20 protein-coding genes and 1 pseudogene are annotated in these 26,169 nt (G+C 48.9%); 4 read left to right on the plus strand and 17 right to left on the minus strand.

Annotated elements, in window-relative coordinates:
• Positions 1-386: 386 nt before the first annotated feature.
• The 12 genes and pseudogenes from tnpA to galU all read right to left on the minus strand — a co-directional run bounded on the left by tnpA (position 387) and on the right by galU (position 13,564).
• Positions 387-771 (minus strand): annotated as a pseudogene (tnpA, locus tag AC6BYQ_RS05065) (IS200/IS605 family transposase).
• A gap of 191 nt (positions 772-962) precedes the next feature.
• Positions 963-1,982, minus strand: a complete 1,020-nt coding sequence (locus AC6BYQ_RS05070) for a hypothetical protein (protein ID WP_498056409.1) — start codon at positions 1,980-1,982, stop codon at positions 963-965.
• A gap of 58 nt (positions 1,983-2,040) precedes the next feature.
• Positions 2,041-3,198 carry a glycosyltransferase family 4 protein gene (locus AC6BYQ_RS05075; protein WP_498056410.1) on the minus strand — a complete coding sequence of 386 codons (1,158 nt, stop codon included), beginning with the start codon at positions 3,196-3,198 and terminating at the stop codon, positions 2,041-2,043.
• 48 nt (positions 3,199-3,246) lie between these two features.
• Positions 3,247-4,305, minus strand: coding sequence for a glycosyltransferase family 4 protein (locus AC6BYQ_RS05080; protein WP_498056411.1), 1,059 nt, complete (start codon positions 4,303-4,305; stop codon positions 3,247-3,249).
• 5 nt (positions 4,306-4,310) lie between these two features.
• A complete protein-coding gene (locus AC6BYQ_RS05085) occupies positions 4,311-5,435 on the minus strand; it encodes a glycosyltransferase (RefSeq protein WP_498056412.1) in 1,125 nt (374 codons plus the stop codon).
• A gap of 24 nt (positions 5,436-5,459) precedes the next feature.
• The gene (locus AC6BYQ_RS05090) at positions 5,460-6,665 is read right to left on the minus strand and encodes an EpsG family protein (protein WP_498056413.1); all 1,206 of its coding nucleotides are present in this window, start codon (positions 6,663-6,665) and stop codon (positions 5,460-5,462) included.
• 2 nt (positions 6,666-6,667) lie between these two features.
• Positions 6,668-7,582: a glycosyltransferase gene (locus AC6BYQ_RS05095; protein ID WP_498056414.1), complete on the minus strand. Its 915-nt coding sequence runs from the start codon at positions 7,580-7,582 to the stop codon at positions 6,668-6,670.
• Between the two features lie 78 nt (positions 7,583-7,660).
• On the minus strand, positions 7,661-9,829 hold the full coding sequence (wzc, locus tag AC6BYQ_RS05100) for a tyrosine-protein kinase Wzc (protein ID WP_498056415.1): 2,169 nt from the start codon (positions 9,827-9,829) through the stop codon (positions 7,661-7,663).
• Between the two features lie 12 nt (positions 9,830-9,841).
• On the minus strand, positions 9,842-10,276 hold the full coding sequence (locus AC6BYQ_RS05105; protein ID WP_498056416.1) for an arsenate reductase/protein-tyrosine-phosphatase family protein: 435 nt from the start codon (positions 10,274-10,276) through the stop codon (positions 9,842-9,844).
• 20 nt (positions 10,277-10,296) lie between these two features.
• Positions 10,297-11,433, minus strand: a complete 1,137-nt coding sequence (locus AC6BYQ_RS05110) for a polysaccharide export protein (protein ID WP_498056417.1) — start codon at positions 11,431-11,433, stop codon at positions 10,297-10,299.
• Positions 11,434-11,730: 297 nt separating this feature from the next.
• Positions 11,731-12,624, minus strand: coding sequence for a sugar phosphate nucleotidyltransferase (locus tag AC6BYQ_RS05115; protein ID WP_498056418.1), 894 nt, complete (start codon positions 12,622-12,624; stop codon positions 11,731-11,733).
• A 40-nt stretch (positions 12,625-12,664) separates the two neighbouring features.
• Positions 12,665-13,564, minus strand: a complete 900-nt coding sequence (gene galU, locus AC6BYQ_RS05120) for a UTP--glucose-1-phosphate uridylyltransferase GalU (RefSeq protein WP_498056419.1) — start codon at positions 13,562-13,564, stop codon at positions 12,665-12,667.
• Positions 13,565-14,207: 643 nt separating this feature from the next.
• Here galU and AC6BYQ_RS05125 point away from each other — a divergent pair.
• Positions 14,208-15,791: a TerC family protein gene (locus tag AC6BYQ_RS05125; protein ID WP_498056420.1), complete on the plus strand. Its 1,584-nt coding sequence runs from the start codon at positions 14,208-14,210 to the stop codon at positions 15,789-15,791.
• Positions 15,792-15,821: 30 nt separating this feature from the next.
• On the opposite strand, the gene dcuC is transcribed toward AC6BYQ_RS05125, so the two are convergent.
• The 4 genes from dcuC to udk all read right to left on the minus strand — a co-directional run bounded on the left by dcuC (position 15,822) and on the right by udk (position 20,574).
• Entirely contained in the window at positions 15,822-17,174 is a 1,353-nt protein-coding gene (gene dcuC / locus AC6BYQ_RS05130; protein ID WP_498056421.1) for an anaerobic C4-dicarboxylate transporter DcuC, read from the minus strand.
• 174 nt (positions 17,175-17,348) lie between these two features.
• Positions 17,349-19,181 (minus strand): outer membrane assembly protein AsmA, encoded by a 1,833-nt coding sequence (gene asmA, locus AC6BYQ_RS05135; RefSeq protein ID WP_498056422.1) that lies wholly within the window; start codon positions 19,179-19,181, stop codon positions 17,349-17,351.
• A gap of 44 nt (positions 19,182-19,225) precedes the next feature.
• Entirely contained in the window at positions 19,226-19,807 is a 582-nt protein-coding gene (dcd, locus tag AC6BYQ_RS05140) for a dCTP deaminase (RefSeq protein WP_019454407.1), read from the minus strand.
• A 125-nt stretch (positions 19,808-19,932) separates the two neighbouring features.
• A complete protein-coding gene (gene udk, locus AC6BYQ_RS05145; protein ID WP_004938922.1) occupies positions 19,933-20,574 on the minus strand; it encodes a uridine kinase in 642 nt (213 codons plus the stop codon).
• 231 nt (positions 20,575-20,805) lie between these two features.
• Between udk and AC6BYQ_RS05150 the strand changes: the two genes are divergently transcribed.
• Positions 20,806-21,435 carry a phosphatase PAP2 family protein gene (locus AC6BYQ_RS05150; RefSeq protein WP_498056423.1) on the plus strand — a complete coding sequence of 210 codons (630 nt, stop codon included), beginning with the start codon at positions 20,806-20,808 and terminating at the stop codon, positions 21,433-21,435.
• 48 nt (positions 21,436-21,483) lie between these two features.
• Here AC6BYQ_RS05150 and apbC read toward each other — a convergent pair whose 3' ends face one another.
• Positions 21,484-22,596, minus strand: coding sequence for an iron-sulfur cluster carrier protein ApbC (apbC, locus tag AC6BYQ_RS05155; protein ID WP_019454410.1), 1,113 nt, complete (start codon positions 22,594-22,596; stop codon positions 21,484-21,486).
• A gap of 159 nt (positions 22,597-22,755) precedes the next feature.
• Here apbC and metG point away from each other — a divergent pair, with 159 nt between their 5' ends.
• Both metG and AC6BYQ_RS05165 read left to right on the plus strand, forming a co-directional pair.
• The gene (metG, locus tag AC6BYQ_RS05160; protein ID WP_025159975.1) at positions 22,756-24,783 is read left to right on the plus strand and encodes a methionine--tRNA ligase; all 2,028 of its coding nucleotides are present in this window, start codon (positions 22,756-22,758) and stop codon (positions 24,781-24,783) included.
• Positions 24,784-25,005: 222 nt separating this feature from the next.
• Positions 25,006-26,073 (plus strand): sugar ABC transporter substrate-binding protein, encoded by a 1,068-nt coding sequence (locus tag AC6BYQ_RS05165; protein ID WP_498056424.1) that lies wholly within the window; start codon positions 25,006-25,008, stop codon positions 26,071-26,073.
• The last annotated feature ends 96 nt before the right edge of the window (positions 26,074-26,169 follow it).

Here is a 26,169-nt window from a genome sequence, read left to right on the forward strand (position 1 = left end):
ACAGCATTCTTAGCATGATAAGAATAAAAAACATAGATTCAACGTCAATATAATTCAAAACTGAGTTCGCGATTAAGAGCAAGAAACCTATAGCCACAATCAACCGAATCGTTTCCCACTGCCATACTCAACGTGAAAAGCGAATAATAAACATGGTAACACAGCCATAAACTCATTACTGATGCCGCGTTACTATTAAAATGAATCTACAATATGGAAATAACTCAAGCTAAGACGAGATAAAAGACAGCTTCCATTACATTTACCCCAGTAAAAGACCACCGCCTGAGGAGGTAGCTTTATAAAATGCCCCCCACCCAGGGGCAGTGTTTGACTTAAGCCTGCAACAACTCCACCTGCCGTTCGTTCTCTTGGCCCTTCTTATTCTAATGCTTGACGAATCGCCTGATAATTTATTCAATTACCTCTACCGTATCGAAAAAGTATTCCCCAGCAAAAAATGAGTGCCCCACAGCTTCTTTCGTATATGTGGGAAACGATTGTAAAGCCGGATTACACTTCGTCCTTTCAGGAATCTAATAAACTTTGAAATCAATAAATTCGGTGGGACTATCACGACCAGATGCACATGATCTAGCTGAATATTTAGCTCAAGAGCTTCACAGCCCTTCATGTTGCAGAGGATATAAATTGTTCGGTAGAGCTCTTTGCCCACCTTGTCGCGGAGAATTTGAAATCGATATTTCAGCTTCCAGATAGCTGGTATTTGCAACCCCAGAACACATGTGATGAAATCCTATACAGCCCCATACTGATGATTCCATTCTTACTTGTGGTGCGTAAGCTAGAATATTCCGGTATGGGCTTCCTTCAGGATAGAGTCTCACAGGCTCAATCACCACCACCTTAAGAGGTGGTTTAAATTTTACAATAAAAAAGGCCAAATTTGAAAATCAAATTTGACCTTTTACTAAGCGTGATAAAGATTAAAACGTTACATTTTATCTATTAGCATCTTTTGTAATTTTTTTCAGCGCACCACTAAATTCTTTAGTTACCAACTTCTCAGAAAGATCATTTTTTAAGATACCAAAATTATACTCTCTATTTTTCTTATCAACACCATCATCAATAAAGTCATACCACCAAACACCTGCCACATAATCCATTTTACTGGCCAATGTCATATATTCGTAGGCATACCTGGCAACCTCTTCATCAGACAGATTTGCTCCACCATCGTATGCAGGATAGCCAACTTCTGTAATATAGAACGGAACCTTTTTTCCTGTAATTTTAATCAATTCGTCTTGATAAAGATCAATTCGTTTAAGATTAAACATCGGATCTGCAACAGTTCTATTCTGGTAAGAATAAGGATGCAGAGAAATTCCGTCGACATAGTCAAGTATGCCTAGTTTTACGAGCATTATGCCCCAATTTTTATCTGTATTATCCAGAGGATTGAAACCGCCAGCAATAACAATTGCCTTCGGATTTTCTTTTTTTACAGCAAGTGATGTTGCTTTAACAAGTTGAAAATAAGCCTCAGCTGAAGCATTATTCGCCGCATCTTGAGATTGACCACTACGATGAGACCACTCATTCCAAACTTCAAAAATATCAGCCTTCTCTCTAAAATGTCTCGCAGTCCATGCAGCATAGTTTACAAAGGCCTCAATCTCCGATGATGAGAGAGGTTTTCCGCCGCCATAGTTTTTATTACCATAATCTAATATAATTAGTGGAGAAATTCCATTACCCTTGGCAATACTAATAACTTTGTCGGTAGTATCGTTTGAACTCGCCAGTATCCCTTTCTGAATCTCTACGTTACTCCATGGATAGTCAGTTCTGAACGACTCTATTCGATATTTCTTCATTAAACCAACAAGTTCTTCAGCGCTCCCCTTAAACTCATTGGGGTGAACTCCGACACCAGGATAAAAAGCGTATGAATATCCAAAACCTGTAATCAGATAAATAGAAGCAATCGCAAAAAAATGAACTGTTTTTTTCATGATGACACCTTACTTATAAAGTAAACACACCATATATAAATAAAATCGCAATCCTAAATCAATAACTGATCATTTTTGATCTACTAAAGGCTCCCCACTTATTATTTACATACTGTTCCATTTCCTGTTGAAAACGAGAAACAGAAAATCGTAATGCGTTGTCGCGACAATCGCGTGGAAGAATAGAAGTGCTTACTTTCTCAAAACTAGAAACCGCATCAACAACTGAGGCTATTTCTTGAGTAGCAAAGAATAATCCTGTCGATTTCGACGTACCAAACGGACGCACAGTTTCTAAGGCCCCCCCTTTTCCAAAAGCGATCACAGGTGTACCACAGGCTTGTGCTTCAACGGGAGTAATACCAAAGTCCTCTTCGGCCGCAAAAACAAATGCTTTAGCTTTCTGCATATATTCAAGCATAACTTCGTTCGATTGATAGCCGAGAATCTCTACATTATTTTTGGCCTTTGACTTGATTTTAGCCATCTCTGAACCATCACCGATCACAACCAGCCTTTTATCAGGCATGTGACTAAATGCTTCAACGATCAAATCGATTCTTTTATAAGGGACCATTCGAGAAGCCGTAAAATAAAAGTCCTCTTTATTTTCTTGATAACTGAAACGCTCAACATCAACTGGTGGATATATTACGTCTGCGTCTCTTCCGTAAACTTTCTTAATTCTTCGAGCAATAAATTTCGAGTTAGCGATAAAATGGTCAACACTGTTAGCAGTGCGATAGTCCCACATTCTCATTTTATGTAGAATCCATCGAGCAAAATGTCCTTTAATGCCTTTGTCTAAATTCGCCTCTTTCAAATATTGGTGTTGCAAGTCCCAAGCATAACGGATCGGTGAATGCACGTAACTAATATGCAATTGATCCGGCCCAGTCAGTACTCCTTTAGCAACAGCATGACTGCTAGAAACAATGACATCATGGGAAGAAACATCTAATTGCTCAATCGCAAAAGGCATTAGAGGTAGGTATTTCTGATAGGCATTTTTTGCCTTTGGAAGCTTTTGTATGAATGTTGTGTTTGCTTTCTTGCCTTGTAACTTGCTACGGGCATTATCTGACAAAAAGTCGACAACTGAATATAGGGTAGCTGCCGGATATATATTAATAATTTCTTGAATAACCTTTTCTGCACCTGCAAAAGTAACGAGCCAGTCAGCAACAACGCCTACATTCATTTTACCACTATTCATCTTATCACCTTAAAATCACAAAGAAAGATTTCTCAATAAATATAAAGATTACTCCAGGCTTCTAATTAAATCGTTTAATTTTTCTGCTGAATTATCCCAAGAGAATCTTTTAACATTTTTGAAACCACGTTCAATTAAGTCACTCCTTATAGATTGATTTGCAATGAGCAACTCCATTGTATTTATTATTTCCTCCTCATCATCTGGGGAGAAATATAGAACGCTATCAGATAAAACCTCTGGTAACGATGCTCTATTTGATGATGCTACAGGACACCCACAAGCCTGAGCCTCTAATGGAGGTATACCAAAACCTTCATAAAATGATGGAAATATAAATGCCAATGCATTTGAATAAAGTTTAATCAGTTCTTCGTCAGACACTCTTCCTAAAAAAACTATTCCTTTCGAATCACCATTTTCTATTATCAAATCCAATTCAGGATTGGAAAAGTTTTTATTCCAACCGCCAATTATTTTTAACTTAACACCTTGCTCATTAGGCATCTCTCCAAAGGCTTTTATAAGGCCGTGAAAATTCTTGTGAAAATTCGAAGAGGACACCGCTAAGAAGTATGACTCAGTTTTTTCATAATTAATATTCGGAGCAAACTCTTTGCTAGTCGAGTTATATATAACATGTGTCTTCTTAGGATCGTAATTATATGCTTCGCAGATTTCACCTTTAGAGAAATCACTAACAGTAATTAGTGCTCGACTAGTTTTTAAGATAACAGGAATAATTGAGTTATAAAGCAACCTGAACTTTAATGAATAGCTATTCGGATATCGCTTATAAGTTATGTCATGGTGAGTTACTAATTTATTCTTATAAAAAACAGGAGCCGTATTGCTTAGGTTAACTAACAGTGAACCACCTCTACCTCTTAAATAAATAGGGAGATCATATTGCTCCCAAATATGCCCTGTATTTTTACCAATTATTTCAATGTTATCGAGCTGAGCAATTCTTGACTGGTCAATGTTAGGAGGACACAGTATTACTATATCGTCACGAATCTTCTGCAAATGACGGGATATTTCTTCAGCAAAGCGCTGAACACCTGTAAGCTCTTGAGTAAGGAACCGTCCATTTATATATATCACAGCCTTTAATTCCTTAATTTTTTAAAATTCTTTCCCACGTTTTCCAATATTTCATCCCAACGCAGTTTAATGCTCGATTGACTAAACTTAGACTCAGCAACGTCCCTACTATTCTTTCCCATAGTAGCCTGCAGTTCTGGTTCATTAATAATACGTGATAATTTTTCAATAAATTCTTCTTTATCATCCTGGGCTATAATGTACCCATTATGGCCATCAATTATAATATCACGGATACCAGGTGCACAGTCATAGCTGATTAGTGGCATTCCACTAGCAGCAGCTTCTATCAAACACATGGGCAAGCCTTCATATCTTGACGTCAAGATCATAATATCAGCAGTTCTAAGAACATTATCTATATCATTTGAAAAACCGTGCATAGTAATCACATCACTGCAATTCTTGCTATCTATCAATTCAGCAAGTGCTTTTTCATCAGGCCCACTGCCATATATATCAAGCCGCCAGCCATTTAACTGATTGTGAATTTTAAGGGAACCAATTATGTCTATAGCGTGGGAGAGTTGTTTTTGCCCCTCATCGATACGGCCAAGAAATATGATCCTCTTATTACTTTCCGCATCCTGCCTATCCACTACCTTGACGGTAGTACTATTGGGCACATAAGTTCCATTACTGGTATTGAATTTTTCGTGATACATTTCTGCATCTTTGTTTGATAGAAAAACAATTTTATCAATGAATGGGTGCTTTTTCTTCAATAATGTTGAAGTCACCTTTCCGGTCAAATAATGTTCTAGAGAAAAATGGACCATCAATATTTTTTTATGATTATCATTCTTGAAATCTATATTTTTTATACTGGTATGGAATACTACATCTGGTGAAAAAGAATCTACACATCTGCTAATATTTTTTTTTAGTAAGAGATCGTGCAGGCGATAAAACTTATCATTGTATTTAAAGAGGACAACATGGGGAAAGACGTAGCAAATATTAATTCCTTGAACGAGACTTAGAGCTAAAGCTGCATTCTCCACCTTTTTATAAAGACTAACAATTGTGACATCATGACCATTCGATTGTAGAAGATTAGCTAATTCAATCGTTGCCTTCTCTGTTCCACCAATTTTATGAATGCATTGTACAACCATAACTACTTTCATAAATAAATCCCCATCCCTGACCAGTCAAACAAGATAATAGAAAAACTCTTTATTAAACCAAGGATAACTTTTCCACAGTTCCATACCTTCTAATGAGCCTCCACTGTACAATGGCCCCAAAAGTAATATCTTCAGAGTAAAAAAAGCAATAAGTATTACTTTAAAAACTAGAGCAGCTCTATAAAAGGCAATAAACATGAGAAAACCAGGAAGGTAAGAAACCATCAGCATTAATATTCGATCCGACGCTAAGGGAAGCGGAAGGAATATGACATATAATGCGCCACCATATACCAGCAAACTATTCCATTTAGCGTTAGCTTTATCTCTAAAAAAGGCAGCTCCGCACCACATAATAACAAGAAACTTGAAAAATGAATCCAAATTAAAACCTGATAACTCTGTGGATGCATAATAATTAAATTTATAGGTTGCGGCCCCTAACAAGTTACTCCCCAATACATATGATAAGAATATTGTAAATAAGGATACAAAACCTGCGCTTATCATTAGTATCATATATTTTTTATATCGGCTTTCCCCCATTAGAGTTGTTATGATAAAAAATAACAAAACAGAACTCAAATGAGAAAATATTGCCAGCGCAAAAAATATGAGGAAAGGCGTTTTTTTTCTTTCAAACCAAAGTGACAGAGCATATAAAAGAAAGACGGTGGAGATCATCTGTCGCATTAGCTGTGTCGTGCTAAATAGAACAAACAATCCCAAAGACGCAGCAACACATAATGCCCTCTTATCAGCTTCTATATTTTTCAGCCCATACTTCTCCAACCAAATATAAAATAACGTCAAGCAAAGTGCTGTAACTGCAAAAAAGATATAAACGGGGTTTTCAATACCAAAAACAAAACCAATTATCTTAAAATACAACGGCAGTATAAATTCAATCCCACCTGAAAAGTCATGATAAAAAACTGACTCACCATGTTGCATCAGTTGATACACATAATAATTTACATTAAAGTCATCACCCAGTACCATCAACGTATTACGGGACGCAGCAATAAATGAACCGCTTATGATGGCTATAATAGCCACATTAATCCGAAGAATCCTCAATGAGAATCCCTGCGTAGCAAGATAGATCAATGAGCAATAGAAACCTAATAACGGAGAAAATGCCGCAACTCCCCATAGAAGAAACGATCCTAAGAAAAATATTAGACTAGCATCCGTCTTTATCGTCCTACTTTCATATTCAGTTAACACTATCAGTCCTTTTCTTCTAAAGAATTTCGTCTATTTGATAGCTGTTGTTCCCGTACAAAATTGTACAACTTTCTAATAAAAAATAACCGTTTTTTTAAATACGCTTTAAAAACTAAAGGGAGTGTTTTATAAGAGGTAAACTTTATTATTTCAGAAAAAGAGAACTTTTCGTTTTGTCCCAGTTTAAAGTTGACATAAAGGGATTTTCTCTGTGTTGCACTCATCAGTATTGAGTGGGTACTGATAAAACGTTCATAGCCACTTCTCACTTTACTACTGGTAGAAATCCTTTGCTGCTCATGCTCCATATGCATGATATAACTTACGTTACCTACTCTATACCCGCTACCAAACCTATTACAGAGCCGAACCCAACAATCATAATCTTGCCAAGCAGGGAATGTCGTATCAAACCCACCAATCTCTTGTAGATATTTCGTTTTAGTCAGTACTTGATTCCCTACCACATTTGAACTAAGCAAGTCATCCAGATTAACTGCTCCAGGTTTTGTATAGCCAAATGAGGTAACCTCTCTCTCTCTCATTTCAATGCCGCTACAAACAAACGCATATTTTCCACTGGCCAAACAAAAAAAGTTAAGTAACTCTTCGAGTCTATTATCAGAAAATTCATCATCGTCATCCAAACCTGTGATATATTCGCCTTTAGCCTCGAATATACCTAGATTTCGAGCCGCACACGCTCCTTTTGGAGTCTCATTTTTTAAATAGCGGATGTTTTTATATTTTTCTTGTAGTGCAATAACAACTTGCTCGGTATTATCGGATGAACCATCGTCGCAAATAATTATCTCAACATTTTTATAGGTTTGTTTAATAACTGAAAACACTGCCCGTTTAAGCATTTCACTGCGGTTATGCGTGGGAATGTATACTGAAATAAGCGCATTATCCATATTCACACTCTGAATTAAGATCAGGTTCTGAACAGAGCCAGAACCTGGTAACAACTAACAAACTACTAGCCACAAAGATTATGTATTCGATGACTTGTAGTCATATTGATAATAGCCATAATAGCCTGAGGCTTTTTTGCGAACAGCATTTAGGATGACCCCTTTAATTTCCACACCACTTTGCTCAAATCGACGAATACTCACCTCAATCTCTTTCAGCGGCGTTATATCAAAACGGGCGACCATTAATGATGTTCCAGCTTGCTTGCCTATGATAGCCGCATCGGTAACGGCCAATATTGGTGGTGTATCAATCAATACAATATCGTAGTTTTCAGAGACTACTTTTATCAACTGTTCGAAATTCTTATGCATCAGTAATTCAGATGGATTTGGAGGAACTTGCCCTCTCCCCATAAAATCTAATCCGCCAACTTTCGTTTTTGTAATTGCATTTTCAATGGAGTCTTTACCGGATAACACAGATGATAGTCCGGTGTGATTTTTTCCGTCCGTAAACAGTTTATGCGAATAGCCTTTACGCATGTCACCATCAATGAAAAGCACGCGTAATCCGCTTAACGCCACTGTTGCAGCCAAGTTGGCGCAGACAAATGTTTTACCGATACCAGGACTGGCGCCGGAGATAACTATTACATTGTTTTTTGCCTCCATCATTGCAAAATGCAAACTTGTCCGAAGGCTTCTTATGGCTTCCATTGCCAAGTCAGCTGGGTTGCCCACCGCAAGCAGGTCATTGCCTGCCTGGCTCTTGGAGAACTTCATCTTAGCCAGGTTTTTTGTAGCCTGGCTGACCTGCCATTCCGAAAGAGGAATACTTGCATATACACTTATGCCGTTTTCTTCAAGCTGCTCCGCGCTTTCAATGCCGCGGTGTAACAAACTCATAAGAACAACGTAGCCAGATGATAGAACGAAGCCAGCTATCATCGCAGCTAATACAAGGATTGTTTTCTTTGGTTTTACAGGTTTAGGTTGCGTTATTGCATTATCAACAATTCTAACATTACCGATAGTACTTGCTTTGTTTATATTTAGCTCTTGTTGTTTATTCAACAGCTGCATATAAACCTCTTGTCCTGATTGAACATCACGTGTCAATCGCAAGATCTCTTGCTGAGTCTTTGGCATGCTACTGACTCGTTTGTTCAGTTTTTCCTTTTCATTTTCAAGTGTTTTTCTTTTTTCTAACAAAGCCTTATATGCAGGATGCTCTTTTGTATAAAGTTTTGATATTTCGGCTTCACTAAATGTCAATTGATTCAGCTGTGACTCAACGGAGACCATTGTATCAAGGACAGACTTAGCCTCCAGTGATAGATCAACTGAATCATTCTGCTGGCGATAACTATTAAGCTTATTTTCCGCGCTATCAAGATTGGCACGAATAATTGGTAGCTGCTCTTTAAGAAACTCAAGGCTTTTAGCAGCCTCTTCAGATTTTCTCTCAACATTTTGACGTAAATAATTTTGACTAATCCCATCAACAATTTTACGAATAAGGACAGGATCTTGACCAGTTAAAGATATCTCTAATACGCCTGTTTCTTTTCCTTTATCCGAAACAGTAAGTCTGTCCAAAATATCGTTGATAGACTCTAAGCGTGTGTGTTTCTCAATGGTGAAAGTCGTACCTGCTGGGGCGCTAATGCCACTGATTAATAGGCTCAAGCCACTGTGAGACTCAAAATTATTAACTGTTCCTTTAAATAAATCCTTGCCATCTGAAGATACTTCATAAGTATTTTCGTCAATAACAGTAACCTTTATTTCCTGGTCGCTTTCAGACCAAGTCTCAGGTAAAGAAAGACGCGAAACAGCAATCTCTGCAGGTTTGTTACCAACAAGTCTGCTAAATCCTTTACCAAATACAGGGAAATAGTCCTGGTTTGTTTCAATGTCTAGATTCAGATCATCGACTGTCTTTCCGATAACCATACGTGATTGAATGAGTTCTATTTCAGATGCGGAAGCTGATGAATTTGTCGGTAACATTGATGATATATCATTCAATAATGAGCTACCGATATTTTTTTCAACCTGAACTAATGCATCTGCACGATATATTGGCGTCGAAAATAATGCGTACATAATTCCAATCATGGTTATTAAGGCCGTTACTGCACAAATTAACCATCGACTATCAACCAAAGTAGCCATCAATCGAGTTATATCCAACTCACTCAAGACATCCGAAGACGGAGCCGATTTCTTTTTATCTGACATAACTATTCCAATTCAGTTCTTTAACGCCGCAGCCCACAGTTTCGATGAGGCTTCAAGTGATCGATATACAAAATCAAATGCTTCTCGACTTTGCTTATAAGGATCGGCTATTTCTCTGTGATTATCCCAATGGCCGAAGAGCATTATCTTTCCTCGCATTTCAGGAACAATTTGGCATACGGCCTCAATATGTTTCCTTTCCATTACAAGTAATAAATCATGATCCCTGCACATTTCTTTTGTTAGCTGTCTTGCTATATGCCCATCTAAACTTAATCCATAAGACCTTGCGACTTCTTCCGCGCTGCTATCTGCCCCATGGCCAACAACCGCACTGATGCCTGCAGAATGGATTTTTTTTTCAGGCAACTCACGTTGTAGCAAACGCTCCCCAGTTGGGGAGCGGCATATATTGCCAACACATATAACTAGAACTGAATCAAACATTATAAGCCCCTCCCGAACGACTAAGGCCAGTTGCGAATGCGTAACGATCCTTCGCTTAGATCGTTGAATCCAGTGATTGTTGGTACTAATTGACTAATAACGCGGTTCCAACGAACTACTGGTGCAGTAGTGACATATACAATATCGTAGGGTTGCAATTGGAACTCGGTTCCCATAACCATAGCTGCTGCATCTGAAGCATTAAGCTGATAAATATTAGCTAGCTTTTGACCTTCAGTTCCTCGAAGAGGACGAATGACGAATATCCCTGTAGCATCAGCGAAACTTTGATCCATTCCTTCAGCGTTACCGAGCGCCTCGGTCAAGGTCATTCCGCTACGGTCCATCTTCAGAGTCGCCTGCTTTTTGACCTCTCCCATGACGAATACCTTAAGGTCGTCATTGCGAGGTACATAGAGAATATCGCCAGGATAGAGCAAACGGTTTTGCGTCAAATCACCACGTTGCATCAATGCCTGTAGAGAAATACGCTGTTCCCTACCATTATGTGTTAGCACTACGTTACGCCAATCCGCATTCTCCGATAACCCTCCTGCGGCGTTGATCGCATCCATTACTGTTAATGGAACGTTTGTTATCGGTTGTTGACCTGACTTGGCAACTTCACCAGTGACGTAAGTTTTTTGCGAGCGGAACGCGGCAATACTGACATCTACCTGCGGGCTTTCAATATATTGAGCCAACCGATTAGCGATTTCATTACGAACCTGGCTCATAGTTTTACCGACGACTTTAACCTTCCCGATATAAGGGTAGAAAATCGTACCGTCGGAATTTACCCAGTTCCCTGTGTCGCTAGCACTGCGGTATTGCCCCGCCGGCGTCGTCAATTCCGGGTGATCCCAAACAGTGACCATTAAAACATCACCGATACCGATGCGATATTCGTAGTTCTGCAATTCACGTTCTAGTGAAGCGTTAGTTTGTGCTACAACAGATTTAGGTCGCATTTTTTCAACCAAACCTGGGGTCATTGGGTAAACATTAACCAGTTTATCGAGATCAAAATCGCTATCTTGCTGTTTTACGACGTCTTTGCCACTGGTTGAAAGATGAGAGCCCGGCACGATAGTACAGCCGCTGACCACACTGATAGATACCAGAAGCGGTATCAGTTTCCATTGTTTTTTTGCCATCGAGTTATCATCACTTTCAAAGTAAAAAATGCATGTAATGCCAAGTCCCAGGCCAACCATGGTGCCTACCGCGGCACTCAGCGAAATGAGTTATCAATGCTCACACGAAGACATCCTAAAACGCACTTTCATTGAGCAAGTGTTGAATTCAGATTTGTTAGACTTAGAGCCTAGGAGCATTATTGCATAGTTCTTAAATAAAAAGAGCAGCATAAGCGCCGTCGTTTTTGCCTAAACATAGCAGAGGCCGGTCGGATATCGCTCCAGACCAGCCATCATAAAGATAATTGATAAACGCTACAGAGAGAGCTGCTCAGCCCACTCACGGAAGGCCTTACCCTGCGTTGGATGACGCAAGCCATACGTCACGAATGCTCGTAAGTAGCCCATCTTCTCGCCGCAGTTAAACGACTCGCCAACCAACTCAGTGGCCTCTACCGTCTGATGTTTCAGCAATTCGGCAATCGCGTCCGTCAACTGAATGCGCCCCCAGGCACCCGGCTCGGTTTTTTCCAAAATGGGCCAGATAGCGGCTGAAAGCACGTAGCGCCCAACGGCTGAATAGTTGGATTTCAGTTGAACACCGCTGTCCGGTTTTTCGATAATCGCGGTGATGGGTGAAAATTCACCTTGTCGCAACGCATTGTTCTGGCACTCCACAACGGAATAGTCGCGCAAAACATGCTCATCCACGGGTTGGATCAATACCTGACTCAAACCCGTCTCTTCGAAGCGGGAAATGAGGTGAGCCAGGTTATCTTTTTTCAGATCGGCTTTAGCATCGTCAAGCAACACATCCGGCAACAGCACCACGAAAGGAGAGTCTCCGATCAATGGTTTGGCGCACAGTACCGCATGACCCAGCCCTTTAGGTTGCCCTTGCCTAATATGCATCAACGTTACGCCTTTCGGCGTTATCGATTGGACTTCATCCAACAACTGGCGCTTAACGCGAGCTTCGAGCATCGCTTCCAATTCAAAGGACGTATCGAAATGGTTTTCTATTGCATTTTTAGATGAATGCGTAACCAGAATGATCTCTTTGATACCTGCCGCTACGCACTCATTAACAATGTATTGAATCAAAGGCTTATCGACGATCGGCAACATCTCTTTAGGAATCGCTTTGGTCGCCGGTAGCATATGCATGCCCAGGCCAGCGACAGGAATGACAGCTTTCAACTTCGTCATGCTCGTCCTCTTCAATCTTGTGAACGTACTCAGCCACATGTTAGTTGTTATTCAAGGCCTGCTTCAACCATCGCGAGAAATCTTCACCTTCTGTGGCATGGCGTAGACCGTATTGCACAAAGGCCTTCATATAACCCAGTTTATCGCCGCAGTCGTGTGATTTGCCGCTCATATGGAAGGCTTCCACTATTTGCTCATCCATCAGCATGGCGATAGCGTCGGTCAACTGGATCTCATCGCCCGCGCCTGGAGGCGTCTTCTCGAGCAACGGCCAAATAGCTGCGGAAAGCACGTAGCGCCCCACAACCGCCAGGTTAGATGGCGCTTCCTCGCGTGCGGGTTTTTCCACCACTGCCGACATCGGCGCACTTTCGCCTGCAACCAGTGCTACTCCCGCACAATCCACTACACCATATTTTGACACATCCTGCTCTGGTACCGGTTCAACCATGATTTGGCTGCACCCTGTAGCCTCAAAGCGCTGGATCATTTTAGCCAGGTTTTCTGTACGAAGATCCGCGGTTGCATCATCCAATAATACATCTGGCAGCAAGACGACAAAAGGGGAATCCCCTACCATGGGTTTCGCGCACAATACCGCATGCCCGAGCCCTTTCGCTTGCCCCTGACGCACCTGCATCACGGTCACATCCGGCGGGCAAATGTTTTGCACTTCAGCCAGCAGCTGGCGTTTTACACGCGCTTCCAGCACGGCTTCCAACTCGAAAGAAGTGTCAAAATGATTTTCAATCGCATTCTTCGAAGAGTGGGTGACCAGCACGATATCCTTAATGCCGGCGGCGACACACTCACCGACAATGTATTGGATAAGTGGCTTATCGACCACCGGCAACATTTCTTTAGGGATCGCCTTGGTGGCCGGCAACATACGAGTTCCTAAACCCGCCACTGGGATCACAGCCTTCAGTCTTTTCTGCATTTCCACTTCCACAAGCAATTAACTGATTTATATAGTATAAACAACGAATTTTAGGCAAAGTATGGCAGCGCAAACCATTCGATCAGACACGCTACCGCCCTTGGCTTATAGCTGCCAAAACGCTGTTATGAAAATTCCTGTACGCAATCCAATGAACGCTAAGCACGCTTCTGTACATGGCAAAGAGCGCGCATCACACGTTGGTATTTCGCAGCTTGAAGAACAACGAGAATCTATGCCCTTATAACCAAAAAACGCGAGTTATCTTCGCTTATATGGCTAAGATTCTTATACTATTGACTTGCTGATACAAGCCTTAGATACCCGTGGCTAGGTGTTTTCAGAATAAGACTACTAACGCGCTGGAGCCATGCAAATAATAGCATAAGAAACCTATTTCAATACGTTGATATTATTGATGTTTAAAGCGTGTGTTTTTTATGAACAGCCCAGTTAGCATTCTCATACAACGTTTCCCCGTGATGCCAGATACACCTGAATGTGCTTTAAATTATTGGATGCTTTTTCTGCCGAAATAACCTGTTTTCATTCACTTCCTCTGATTAAAGTTGAATTTTGCCGTCTCAGCGCCCATCATTCCCCTGCGGCATAAGCCGTAGAACTTACAGGTGAAATTGGGCGTATGGAATGGATCGCTGATCCAACAATTTGGGCCGGCCTGGCCACCTTGGTCGTGCTGGAAATCGTTCTGGGTATAGACAACCTTGTCTTCATCGCCATTCTGGCGGATAAACTACCAAAACAACAAAGAGATAAGGCTCGAGTCGTCGGCCTGCTGCTGGCGTTGGTGATGCGTCTGGCGCTGCTCGCCTCCATCTCGTGGCTGGCGACGCTGACCAAACCGATGTTCATCGTTGCGGAGCACCCCTTCAGCGGCCGCGATCTGATCATGCTGGTCGGCGGGATATTCCTGCTGTTCAAAGCCACCATGGAGCTGAACGAGCGGCTGGAAGGCAAGGATGAAGAGCAGCACGGCACACGCAAAGGCGCGCGTTTCTGGCCGGTAGTGGCGCAGATCGTGGTGCTGGACGCCGTCTTCTCACTCGACTCGGTGATCACCGCGGTCGGCATGGTCGACCACCTGGCGGTGATGATGATCGCGGTCTGTATCGCCATCGGCCTGATGCTGCTGGCCAGCAAACCGTTGACGCGCTTCGTCAACGCTCACCCGACTATCGTCATCCTGTGCCTGAGCTTCCTGCTGATGATCGGCTTCAGCCTGGTGGCGGAGGGCTTCGGCTATCACATTCCGAAAGGCTACCTCTACGCGGCGATCGGCTTCTCGGTGATGATCGAAGCCTTGAACCAACTGGCGCAGTTCAACCGCCGCCGCTTCCTGTCAAAGGTGCGGCCGCTGCGCGAACGTACCGCCGAGGCGGTGTTGCGCATGCTGAGCGGTAAACATGAAGAAGCAGAAGTCGACAGCCATTCGGCCAACCTGCTGGCGGACAGCGATAGTGAAAACGGCGAGATCTTTAACCAGCAGGAGCGGCGCATGATCGAACGCGTGCTGGGCATGGCGCAGCGCACGGTCAGCAGCATCATGACCTCGCGTCATGACGTCGAATATCTTGAGCTGAACGATCCACAGGAAAAGCTGACGCAATTGCTGGAACGTAATCAGCACACGCGCATCGTGGTGGTGGAAAGCAGCGCCAGCGACGAACCGCTGGGCGTGATCCACACCATCGACGTCCTCAAACAGCAGTTGGCGCAGGCACCGCTGGATCTGCGTGCGCTGATACGCCAACCGCTGATCTTCCCGGAACAGCTCACGCTGTTAAGCGCCCTGGAACAATTCCGTCAGGCGCAGACGCACTTCGCTTTTGTGGTCGATGAGTTTGGCTCGGTCGAAGGTATCGTCACCCTGACGGACGTGATGGAAACCATTGCCGGAAACCTGCCGGAGGCCGGCGAAGAGGTGGACGCACGCCACGACATTCAGCAAAACGAAGACGGCAGCTGGATTGCCAACGGCTATATGCCCCTGGAGGATCTGGTGTTGTATCTGCCGATGCCGCTGGAAGAAAAGCGCGAATACCACACGCTGGCGGGGCTGCTGATGGAGCACAGCCAACGCGTGCCGCAAGAGGGCGAGCAAATCAAGATCGGTGACTACCAGTTCGAACCTTTGGAGGTCAACAGCCACCGTATCCTGAAAGTGAAGATCACCCCGCCTTCCCCACCGGAGGACTACGAGGTTTAACATTGAGGCCGGGCATTGCCCGGCCTTTCTTTACTGGGGAACCAGCAGCTCCGTCGCCACGATCACCACCACCAATCCGACAATCACCGGCACCGACGTGCGTTTTACCACGTCAAACGGCGAGATTTTCGCCATACCGGAAACCGCCACCACCACGCCGGAGACCGGCGACAGCGTGCGGCCGAGGTTAGACGCCTGCAGCATCGGGATCACCAGATAGGCCGGATTCACGCCCATCTGCGCCGCCAGTTTCGGGATCAGTTCGACAAACGCGTAAAACGGCGCATTGCCGGAGCCGGTGGTCATCGCCGCCAGCATGGTGATTACCACCAAGACCAGCATCATGATCAAACCGCCGGTGCCGAACGACTGCGCCAACCCGATCAATCCGCTGATAAAGCCAACGGTGCTCAACCCTTGCGCGAAGACGCCCGCAGCCACCAGCAGCATCACCACGCTGGCGAAAGCGTCTGCCATGCCGCGGTAGGCCACTTCCAGGCCGCTGAATACCTGTTTGGCGCTGAAGCTGCGCAGAAATTCGATCGCTGCCGCCAGCAGTATGCACCCCACCAACACGGTGATGATGTGCAGCTCCGGGCCCCATTTGCCGTCAAAGATCAACACACCGAGGATAGGCGTAAACGGCAATACCGCGTAAAACCCCGGCGCATGGGTTTTGATTTCGCTGACGTCCATGATGTGATGTTGTTCATTACCCTTTCTGTCGAGATAACGCTGCCAGAAAAAGTGCGCCACGGCCATGCAGACGATGGCGGCGATCGAGATCGGCAGCGTGGTTTTGAACGCGAAGTCCACCAGCGGCATCTCCGCCGCCTTGGCCGCCAACACCACGTCGCCGGAGGTTGGCGCCAGAATAATCGCCGCCGGCGAAGCGCAAATGGCTGCCGCCGCGCCACGGCTGATGCCGACGTTCACCATCAACGGGAACAGCGTCGCCATCAGCAATACGCCAAGGCCGGTGGCGGAAGAAACCGCCAGCGACATCAGGCAAGCGACAAAGTACGCCGCCACCATCAGCAGATAAGGCGAGTTGATCATCTGCAAAGGGCGCGAGGCCAGCTTGACGACCACGTCGTTGGCGCCGATATGGGTCATGTAGGCAGCAAAGCCGCACAGCATCATGATCATCATGCCCAGATCGCCGCCGCGGCTCATCAGCAAGATCTTGACGTACTCGATCATGTCGGTCGCGCGCCAGCCGGTAGACGCAGCGCCGGACGGCAGCAGCGTTTTCCCCATCAGGGCGCTGATGCCGAGCAGCAGCAGCCCTCCCACCATCAAGACGCCGGTGGCGGAATACCCTTTGATGATGTAACGGCCCACGCCCGCCGCTACTAAGGCGCCAATAAGAAGCTCTATCATGTTTCCTCAACTCGTCATGTTTTCGCGCTCAGGCGCATAGTCATAGCAGAACAGGCCCTTACTTTGCACAAACTGAACGCGGGTCTTCATGACCTTCATCAAGGTAACGGAGGGAAATATTCACGGGAAATGTCGATATTGACGCGGGCCTCAAGACGGCCCGCGTCAGGGAGATCAGAGTTTGTCGAGCAGCTTTTTCAGATCCTGGCCTTCGCGCGAATCCTTGTTCTTTTCAGCCCACTTGTTCAGCGCATCCTTGGCCCGATCCTGCAGCGTTTTACGCAGCACCTGATCGACCTGCAGTTGATAATTCAGCTGTTGCCACGGCCCGTAGACCCGCAGCGGGATCGGCGTTTTTTGCAGCTGTTCGATCAGCTCGCCGCGTCCTTGCCAACCGCCGGTGACGCGCACGTTAAGCGCCATATCACACTGTTTGCCCGGCATATCGATGCTGCCGGCGCCGGTCAGCGCCAGCAAAGGCGAATCCGCCGTCAGGCCGCTGAGTTTGACCGTGCCCTGGTTCAGGGTAGCCTGCGCCGAAACGCTTTTGACCTCGGTATAGCGCTGATAGCTGTCTTGACCGCGCACGCTGTTGTCATTGCGCGCCACGGCCTGTTGGATCAGCTGCTGAATGTTCAAACCGTGCAGTTGCGCATCCTGCATCGCCAGCTGCGCCGTACCGCGCCAGCGGTGCTCAAATGACTGTGAAGAGAGGCGATCGCCGGTCAAATCCCCTTTCATGCTGAACTTGCCGGCCAGCATCTGCGGCATGTCGAAGGCTTTGAGCACCGTGCCCAGCTCAATCTGGTTCAGCGTCGGCTGCACGCTGATGGCCGGTTTATTGCCGCGCGCATCCAGCGATCCTGGCAAGGAGAAATCCCCGCCGGCCAATTGCCCGGCAAGCTTATGCAGCGTCAGCAGACCGCGTTGGTTGTCTGCGGCAACGGTCAATTGGGTGACGTTCATACCGCGATAGGTCAACTGCGCCGCTTGCAGGTTCAACTGCGCATTGAAATCGCGCAGCGCCTCTAAATTCTGCTGCCGATCGTCAACCTGGCTCGCGATCACCGGGGCGGCAGTCACGGCCGGTTGTTCGGCAGTATTGCTGCTGGATTGCCAGCCGGAAAGCGCGTCGAGATCGAGGTTAGCCGAATTGAGATTCACCACATAGCCCGGCACCGCCCCCAGCGTGGCGCTGATATCGCCGGCCAACTGGCTGTTGTTGGCGCTGACGTTCAGTTGGCTGACGACAATCTGCGCCGGCGTCTGTTGATAGACTACCTGAGCATTGCCCTCGCCCTGAATGCCACCGTTAAGAATGTCCGCCCCGGCCAGTTGATAATTGAACTGGGTCACTTTGGCGCCGATCTGGTGTGGGAACTGCTGCAGGTCGACATCGGCCGCCATGCTGAAGGTCAGGTCACGCTGATCGCGGTTGACCCGGCTGGACAGTTCAAGCTGCGCCTGCCGTTTCGCCGTTTGCTGCAGGGTGAGATTGATGTCCCGAACATTGATTTGATCGTTGTCGGCGCGCTGCCAAATCAGCAGGCTGTCCACGACCCGCAAGTCATCGATATCAAACTTCCAGGCCGCATCTGCCGCGTCAGTGCCGCTGCCGGCCGGAGCTATCGGCGCATCCACCTGCGAATGTTCTTCACTGTCGGGCGTGAGGCGAATGACGGCGTTTTTCAGCATCACCTGTTTCACAAACAGCTGATGCGACAACAGAGGCAACAGTTTGACATCGAGGCGCATGTTTTCCGCACTGACCACCGGCGCCTTGGCGCCCGGCGCAGTCAGCGTCATGCGCCCGGCCAAAATGCTGAGCTGCGGCCAGATATGCCAACGCAGATCGCCTTCGAGCGTCAGCTGATAACCGCTTTTCTGCTCGACCTTCTTGACCATGTAACCGCGAAAATCATTCGGATTCACCAGCAGCACCAGTGCGGACATTCCCGCCACCACTACCACCAGTAAAATCGCCAATGTCGTCAGTAATCTTCTCATGCCACCCTCTTGTCAGCGCCACACCGACGGTGCATCCCGCGCCGTTAGTCCTTGTCGATTCGACTGGCTACTGCGCCCTGCTGATCGCGATATTTTGCGTCCTGGCGGCTGTTGTACGGCCGGGCCGCCGGGCCGGACAACGGCTCAAAGCTCAAGGCGCCGATCAGCATCCCCGGCCGCAGCGCCAGCGGCAGCTTGCCGGAGTTGTAAAACTCCAGCACGATGCGCCCATGCCAGCCCGGGTCGATGCGGTGCGCGGTGACGTGCACCATCAATCCCAGACGCGCCAGGGAAGAACGGCCGTCGAGCCAACCCACCAGATCGTCCGGCAGCGTCACGGATTCGAACGTCACCGCCAGGGCCAGCTCGCCGGGATGGAGGAAAAACGCCTCGCCTTCCGGCAGGACAATTTCGTCGCTCATCACGCGATCCAATGCAGCGCTGACTTCATCTTTCGGCCCGCTGAGATCGATAAAAGGCGCGGTATGGCCACTGAACACGCGGAACTGATTGCCCAAACGGACATCTACTGTGGCCCCGTTGATGCGTTCGAGCGGCGGACGCGGGGAAATCACCAGTTTCTCGCTATCCAGCCAGGCTTCTATATCGCGGTCGCACAGTCTCATGTGTTTCTTCTCCATCAAAACGCGTAACTAAACAAAAATTGCCACACAACGGGCGAAAGGTCTACGCCGGGCTGCAAATAGTTGGCCGTCGGCCGGAAATGCACATTTCCGGCCATTAAGCGGTATTATTCAAAGAATTGGCTGATTTTGGCTTTCAGAATATCGATCGCGATGCGGTTTTTGCCACCGCGCGGGACGATGATATCGGCGTATTGTTTGGAAGGTTCGATAAACTGCAGGAACATCGGGCGCACGGTCTTCTGGTATTGCGCCATCACCGAATCCATCGAGCGGCCGCGCTCGTTGACGTCGCGCTTCATACGGCGCATCAGGCAGATATCGAGCGGCGTGTCGACAAAGATCGAGAAGTTCATCTCCTGGCGCAAACGAATATCCGTCAGCAGCAAGATCCCTTCCAGAATGATCACTTTTTTAGGTTCCAGATGAACGGTTTCTTTCTTGCGCGTGTGTTCGGTGTAGCTGTACAGCGGCAGTTCGATCGCTTTGCCGGCCTTCAGCATCTGCAGATGCTGGAACAGCAGATTGTGATCCATGGCGCTCGGGTGGTCATAGTTGGTTTTGACCCGTTCTTCCATGGTCAGGTGAGTCTGGTCTTTATAGTAACTGTCTTCTGGAATAACGCCGATGTGCTCATCGCCGACCTGTTCGCGGAGTTCGCGGTACAACGTGCTGGCAATAAGGCTTTTTCCGGAGGCAGATGCGCCAGCTATACCAATAATGACGCACTGATGCGGATTGTCAGTCATAAAATTAAAGACCTGATTTCGTAATGTGAAGGGGGGAACTAAAACGCGACAATTATAGGGAGTCGTCGGGGTTTGCGCCACTGTATATTGCGCGACGACCGGCGAATTCGGGCTATCGCGTCTTATCGGCACGGCGGTATTTTAAGAATCTCACGGCTAGGGCAATGCCCGGCAACAGGTTAAACTCCAGCGCTGACTTCTGGACCCCGTAGTCTTTCATCGGAGAGTGATGTGCTGGATTGGTATTTTCTGACTTTTTTCGGCGACAGCATGTTGCTGTTGCCCTGCGCGCTGATTCTGTGTTTGTTGCTGCTTACGTCTTCCGCCACCCGTGCGGCAGGCTGGCAGTGGGCGCTGATCTTCGGCTTCACCGGCGGGGTGGTCTGTCTGTCCAAACTGGCCTTTATGGGCTGGGGTATTGGTAACGCAAATTATGATTTCACCGGATTCAGCGGCCATTCGGCTCTCGCCGCCAGCATCTGGCCGCCGCTGCTCTGGGCGTTGAGCGGCCGGTTTTCCCATCCGGTGCGCAGCCTTGCGCTATTGACCGGATGGATATTGCCTTTCGCTATCGGCGTGTCGCGGCTGGAAATTCGCGTGCACTCGGTATCCGAGGTGATCAGCGGGCTGATTTTAGGCTACCTGGCCAGCGCCCTGTTCCTGTGGTTGCAACGCACCAAGGATCGCCCACGTCTCTCCTGGCCCCACCTTGTCATCGCACTGGCCTTGCCGCTGGCGCTGGTAGGGCAGCGGCAACCGGCTCCCACTCAGGGATTGCTGGAGCATATCGCCAAAACGCTGGCGCAAATCGAACGCCCTTATACCCGTGCGGATCTGCACAAGCCTACCCATACCCCATAAAAAAACCCGGCGCTTAAGCCGGGTTCTTTCATCATTATTCCAGGCCAATTACAGCGCGCGGAACGCAATCTCCGTCGGGATCGCCTCGCCCTGCCAGTACATCTGCGCGGCCACGCGGCCGGCGAGCTGGCGATACATCTCGGCGAATTCGCTGTCCGGGCGGCTGATCACCGTCGGCGTACCGCGATCCAGGTCTTCACGCAGCGAGATATGCAGCGGCATCTGACCCAACAGACGGCTGTGGTATTTCTGCACCAGCTTCTCGGCGCCGCCGGTGCCGAAGATCGGCTCATGGTGGCCGCAGTTGCTGCAGATATGCACGCTCATGTTCTCGACAATGCCCAGCACCGGCACGTGTACTTTTTCGAACATCACGATGCCCTTGGCGGCATCCAGCAAGGCGATATCCTGCGGCGTGGTGACCACCAGCGCGCCGGTCACCGGAATGTTCTGCGACAGCGTCAGCTGGATGTCGCCGGTGCCCGGCGGCATGTCCAGCACCAGGTAATCCAGATCCGGCCACAACGTATCCTGCAGCAGCTGCATCAGCGCCTTGCTGGCCATCGGGCCGCGCCACACCATAGCGTTGTCGTCGGTCACCAGGTAACCGATGGAGTTGGTCGCCAGGCCGTGCGCCATGATTGGCGCCATGTGCTGACCGTCCGGCGAGGTCGGCCGCTCATGTTCGGTGCCCAGCATGTTCGGGATTGACGGGCCGTAAATGTCGGCGTCAAGGATACCGACCTTGGCGCCTTCGGCGGCCAGCGCCAGCGCCAGGTTGACGGCGGTGCTGGATTTCCCCACCCCGCCTTTGCCGGAGCTGACGGCGATGATGTTGCGCACGCCTTTGATCCCGGCCTGGCCGTTGGCGCGTTTCAGCGTCGTGATATCGTGTTTCAACTTCCAGTCGATGGCGGCGGCGCCGGTCACGCGCAGCAGCTCAGGGCCGACGCTCGCCTGCAGCGCTTCAAAGCCGCTCTGCCAGGCAAACGGCATCGTCAGTTCGATATGCAGTACATCGTCCAATAATGCGCAGTGATGAATAGCCTTCAGCGCAGTCAGATTGTTTTTCAACGTCGGGTGTTCAAAGGCGGCCAGTACACCGGTCACCAGGGCGCGCAGAACTTCGGGGTTGGTCTGCTCAGGGGATTTTGCGTTCATCCCGGCTCCTTGATTTTGAATGAGTCGCTTCCGGCTAAGCATATCAGAACTGCCCGGTAGCTGGCGCGTATAACCTGTAAGAAACCGCCCTAGCAGCGAAGGGCGCGATCGGTTAACATCGAAGGCCCTTTTATTCATTACAGAAAGCAAGTTCTCACTATGGCTCAAGTCGCGAAAAAATTATTGGTGACGTGCGCGCTACCGTACGCAAATGGTTCCATCCATCTCGGCCACATGCTCGAGCACATCCAGGCGGATATCTGGGTGCGTTACCAACGAATGCGCGGCCACGAAGTGCATTTCATCTGCGCGGACGACGCGCACGGCACGCCGATCATGCTGAAAGCGCAGCAACTGGGCGTCAAACCGGAAGAAATGATCGCGGAGATGAGCCAGGAGCACCAACAGGATTTCGCCGGCTTTGGCATCAGCTATGACAACTACCATTCGACCCATAGCGATGAAAACCGTGAGCTGTCCACCCTGATTTACAGCCGCCTGAAAGAAAACGGTTTTATCAAGAACCGCACCATTTCTCAGCTATACGATCCGGAGAAAGGCATGTTCCTGCCGGACCGTTTCGTGAAGGGCACCTGCCCGAAATGCAAATCGCCGGATCAGTACGGCGACAACTGCGAAGTGTGCGGCGCCACCTACAGTCCGACGGAACTGATCGATCCGAAGTCCGTGGTTTCCGGCGCGACGCCGGTGATGCGCGACTCCGAACACTTCTTCTTCGATCTGCCGGCCTTCAGCGAAATGCTGCAGGCGTGGACGCGCTCCGGCGCGCTGCAAGAGCAGGTGGCGAACAAAATGCAGGAGTGGTTCGAATCCGGCCTGCAGCAGTGGGACATCTCCCGCGATGCGCCTTACTTCGGCTTTGAAATCCCGGATGCGCCGGGCAAATACTTCTACGTCTGGCTGGACGCGCCGATCGGTTACATGGGTTCCTTCAAGAACCTGTGCGACAAGCGCGGCGATCTGGACTTCGACGAATTCTGGCGCAAAGAGTCCACCACCGAGCTGTATCACTTTATCGGCAAGGACATCGTCTACTTCCACAGCCTGTTCTGGCCGGCGATGCTGGAAGGCAGCAACTTCCGCAAACCGACCAACCTGTTCGTGCACGGCTACGTGACGGTGAACGGCGCCAAGATGTCCAAGTCGCGCGGCACCTTCATCAAGGCCGGCACCTACCTGCAGCATCTGGACGCCGACTGCCTGCGCTATTACTACGCCGCCAAGCTCTCTTCACGCATTGATGACATCGATCTCAATCTGGAAGACTTCGTGCAGCGCGTGAACGCCGATATCGTCAACAAGGTGGTGAATCTGGCTTCACGCAACGCCGGCTTTATCAACAAGCGCTTCGGCGGCAAGCTGGCCGACAGCCTGGCCGATCCGGCGCTGTACCAGACCTTCGTCGACGCGGCGCAGAGCATCGCCGAAGCCTACGCCGGCCGCGAGTTCAGCCGCGCGATCCGCGAGATCATGGCGCTGGCCGATCTGGCCAACCGTTATGTGGATGAGCAGGCACCGTGGGTGGTGGCGAAGGAAGAAGGCCGCGACGCCGATCTGCAGGCCATCTGCTCGATGGGCATCAACCTGTTCCGCGTGTTGATGACTTACCTGAAGCCGGTGCTGCCTTCGCTGACCGAACGCGCCGAAGCGTTCCTCAACGCCGAGCTGAGCTGGGACGCGATCCCGCAGCCGTTGCTGGGTCACCAGGTAAACGCATTCAAAGCGCTGTTCAACCGCATCGATCTGGACAAGGTCAGCGAGATGGTCAACGCCTCGAAGGAAGACATGGCCGCCGCCAAACCGGTGACCGGTCCATTGGCCGACGATCCGATCCAGGAAACCATCACCTTCGACGACTTCGCCAAGGTCGACATGCGCATCGCGCTGATCAAGAGCGCCGACTTCGTCGAGGGCTCCGACAAGCTGCTGAAGCTGCAGCTGGATCTGGGCGGCGAATCGCGCCAGATCTTCTCCGGCATTCGCTCCGCTTACCCGGATCCGAAGGCGCTGGAAGGCCGTCTGACCATCATGGTCGCCAACCTGGCGCCGCGCAAAATGCGCTTCGGCGTGTCAGAAGGCATGGTGATGGCGGCGGGCCCTGGCGGGAAAGAGATCTTCCTGCTGAGCCCGGACAGCGGCGCGCAGCCTGGCATGCAGGTCAAGTAATCGCACTAACGCGCGGTTTCAAGGGTCGAGCTTGCTCGGCCCTTTTTTATTGCCCCAAACTCAGGGTTATAAGCATTAAGAAAAAGTCATAACCGCCCTGATTCCCACGCCCGCCGCATCCGGCTATGATGCTCCGAAACAACAAATAGACGTCCAGACAGAAAGACTGCTATAACAGACCTTCACCGGGACCGTTTCCCTGCTTTTTTGGAGCCTATAATAATGAAAAATCTCAAGACTTCGCTGCTCGCCCTCAGCCTGTTGTCCGCTCTGCCGCTGCAGGCGGCGGAACAGGCCGCCGTGCCGGTTGCCATCGCTCAGCATCAGGGGCCGGTGCGCATCGCGGTGATCCGTAATCTCGGTTCCGACGACAACACCACGCAATTTCTGGCGGGCGCCATTCAGGAAGGGCGCAAACTGGGCTTCAAGGTGGATACCTTCCTCAGCAACGGCGACGACGCGCGCTTCCAGGACTTCGTCAACCAGGCCATCAGCCAGAAATATGACGGCGTCATTCTCTCGCAGGGGCGAGCCCCCTATTCCACCGATCTGGTCAAACGCCTCGCGGCGGCCGGCATCGCCGTCGCGGCTTTCGATACCGACGTCAGCGGCAGCGTTCCTGGCGTCACCGTCTCGCAGCAGGACGACGCTTCGCTGGCCAACGCCTCCTTCGGCCAGCTGGTGAAAGATTTCAACGGCCAGGCCAACATCATCAAACTCTGGGTGGCCGGCTTCCCGCCGATGGAGCGCCGCCAGGCCGCCTATCAGCAGTTGCTGAAACAGCATCCGGGCATTCATGAGCTGGAATCGATCGGCGCGGTCTCATCCGACGTACAAGGCGATACCGCCAACAAGGTGGGCGCGGTGCTGGCGAAATACCCGAAAGGCAAGATAGACGCCATCTGGGGCACCTGGGATGCCTTTACCCAAGGGGCTTACAAGGCGCTGAAAGAGAACGGACGCACCGAAATCAAACTGTACAGTATCGATATCTCCAACCAGGATCTGCAGCTAATGCGTGAGGCCGACAGCCCGTGGCAGGTCAGCGTCGCGGTGGATCCGAAACTGATCGGCGCGATCAACCTGCGCCTGGTGGCCAACAAAATCGCCGGAGAAAGCACGCCGGACAACTATCAGTTCAAAGCGACGGTCATTCCGCAGGCGCTGTTACTGGCGCAGCCGGGGCCGGTCAACGTCGCCGGCCTGGCGAAGATCATCCCCGGCTGGGGCAGCAGCAGCGATTTCGTTCAGCCGTGGTTCGCCACGCTACAGGCAGAACACGGTAAATAATGCTGTTTTTCACGGGGCTGCCGACGCAGCCTCTGTTTTTCAACTAATTATCGGCCTCCCCCTTCCGTCCCCGCCAAAATGCGCTATGTTATTTGC

The sequence above is a fragment of the Serratia sp. LTN-2 genome (genome assembly GCF_059740205.1).